1 protein-coding gene and 1 pseudogene are annotated in these 2,887 nt (G+C 37.8%); both read left to right on the forward strand.

Annotated elements, in window-relative coordinates:
• Positions 1–89 precede the first annotated feature (89 nt).
• Positions 90–1,925, forward strand: a complete 1,836-nt coding sequence (locus tag AC1DPQ_RS23405) for a 3'-5' exonuclease (protein ID WP_477611036.1) — start codon at positions 90–92, stop codon at positions 1,923–1,925.
• A 184-nt stretch (positions 1,926–2,109) separates the two neighbouring features.
• A pseudogene (locus AC1DPQ_RS23410) lies at positions 2,110–2,887 on the forward strand (PD-(D/E)XK nuclease family protein); the annotation flags it as partial.

A 2,887-nucleotide genomic window follows, 5' to 3' on the forward strand; every position in this document is an offset into this window, starting at 1 on the left:
CTATTTACCGTTGGCGTATTGGCGATTGGATCATACTGCATAAACATGCCTAGTTAGATGTTGGTGCAGAAAATGTATTTGAGGAAAGTTTGGAAGAAAATTATAGAAGTGCCGAGAATATCATCACTTTTAACAATTTCCTTTACAAAGCTATCCCTTTAACCCTGCAGAACGAACTGAACGAAAATCTGGCAACCAAACCTGAAAGCATCTCTAAATGGTGGCAGGAACAGCATTACCAACAGATTATTACCGATATTTATAGTGGCTCAACCCAAAACTTTGCCACCAATACCTTAAAAGGTGGAACCATCAAAATTAAAAAGTTCGGCAAAGATCATGCACCTAATGAAGCCCGTTTTACCGAAACCGTTTTCAGGGACATTGCTTTAGACGATATTGTTGAAGAAATAAATCATCTCAAAAACCAGCAGCAGTATGCCCTAAAGGATATTGCCATTTTGGTTCGTTCGAATAGTGAAGCCTTACTGACGGTTAAAAAATTAATGGGGCATAACTTACCGGTTTTATCGGGCGATGCTTTATTGATTTCGAACAACTCGGCTATACAGCTCATCATCAATACCTTGAAAGTGCTCATTGGTTTAGAATCGCAAACAGCATTATATAAAGCCAATTGTATTGCGCTATATTTTTCCTTGCACGAGAAAGAGATCAATGCCAATTATTATTTAAACCTTAACAATAAACCTTTAAACACACTCTCCGAAGTTTTACCCGTAGCTTTGTGCGAGAACTGGCAAAGCTGGTTACAGCTCCCCCTGCCTGAACTGGTTGAGATTTTAATTGAGAGTTATGGGCTAAAAAACCTGACCGCCAATTTACCCTACTTGTTGGCTTTTAGGGATCTCACCGCTTCTGCCGGTAAGCTTGGTGAAAAAGGTATTATTTCCTTTTTAACCTGGTGGGAAGAAGATGGTATCAAAAAATCACTACCCTCGCCAGAAGGCGCAGATGCCATACAGATCATCACCATACATAAATCTAAAGGACTGGCCTTTAGGGCTGTTTTCGTACCATTTTGCAACTGGGAAATTAAAGGAAAACCAAATGGTACGTTTTGGGTATCTTCTGAAGAAACGGTTTACAAGGAACTTAAAGGGATTCCTTTAAAATACAATGAAGCCCTGGCCGATTCGGCCATTGCAAAGGCATATTATGAAGAGTTGCTTTATAATAATATGGATGCATTGAATATGCTTTATGTGGCTACCACACGTTCAAAAGATTATTTGTACATCGCCACGATGGCAAAAAAAGAGCTAAAATTGTCCAATATGGGCGATGTAATTAATTTCACTTTCGATGAGCAGTTTGATGAAAACGGGGTATACGAAATCGTAGATAATGTCCCGGTCGAAAGTAAATCAGCGGATTCGAATTTTATCAATTTAAATAGTTATCCAACCACAACCCGCTTATCAGAGTTATATATTCCTTCAGAAGACAAACATTTAAAGCATTTGGTCAATATTGAAAAATCAGGAAGAAAAGGTTCGTTGTTACATGATATCCTGGCCAGTGCCAGTACTTCAAAAGAGGTGAATGATTATACAAGCAATCTGGTTTTGCAGGGCATTATCAAGGAAGAGGAAAAGCAGAAATTAATCGATTCGGCACTTGAAGTATTAAACAATCCCGAACTTAAGGCCATTTTGGACAAAGCGAGCGAAAGTATAGTAGAAAAAAATATTATAGATGCCCACGGTAAGCTTCATCGCCCTGACAGGGTGCTGATCAATGCTGATGAGGTAATTATTCTGGACTATAAATTTACTTTGGAAGAAAGTGACAAACACATCGAGCAGTTAAATAATTACAGGGTACTGCTTTCAGAAATGGGCTATCAAAATATCAGAACCTATCTTTTCTATGCAGTTAAAGGCAAGTTGAAATTAGTATAATATGGAAAAAGTAAATGATTTATATGGCAATTCACATTATCACACTGTTCAAAATGTATCAATCTGCTACGCAGTGCGTGGCAATTTGCAAATAACCAGCAATAAAAAAATTAAATATTGTACACACTGCACAGGAATTTGGACTGGGTACAGTTCTGTATTAAATCTAATCTTTTAACCTAACATGAAACCATTTTTACAGGAAGTTGCCGAAGATTTAGTTACCAGATTTGGAAATCAGCTTGAAAACTGTGCCATTGTTTTTAACAACAAACGGCCATCAGCCTATTTACAGAAACACTTCGCCGATATCATTGGCAAGCCTTTTTTCAGTCCCTCATTTTTTACCATACAAGAATTTTTCGCCAGTTCTACCAGTTATAAAATAGCCGATTTTTACCTCCAGTTTTTTACTTTACACCGTATTTATAACCAACTGCTTGCCGAAGAGCAGCTGGAAAGCATTTCGAGCCATAAGTTTTTTCCATTGGCCAAGATCATCTTAAGTGATTTTAACCAGATTGATGCTGACCTGGTTGATGCAGAGAAACTATACCGCGATCTGGAAGATATTTCAGTCATCAATAAAGATTTCGATTATTTAAGTCCAGAGCAGTACGAATTTCTTTCCCAGTTCTGGACATCCTATTCTGAAGGAAAACACAAAAAACAACAGGAACTGTTCATCAGGATGTGGCGCAGGATGCCCAAGCTTTACCATAAATTCCACTCAACGCTTAAAGAACAGGGATATTTAACCAATGGCTCTGTTTATCGCCACCTTGCCGATAACATTACAGATCACCAGCAGTTTATTTCGAATTTTGATAAGGGCAAGATCATTTTTGTAGGTTTTAATGCTTTGAGTAGCGCCGAAGCTAAAATATTTACCCAGCTACAAGAAGCCGACAAAACATTGTTTTATTTTGATGCTGATACTTATTATTTAGATGATATATCGC

The organism is Pedobacter sp. 01T416_2 (genome assembly GCF_056398925.1).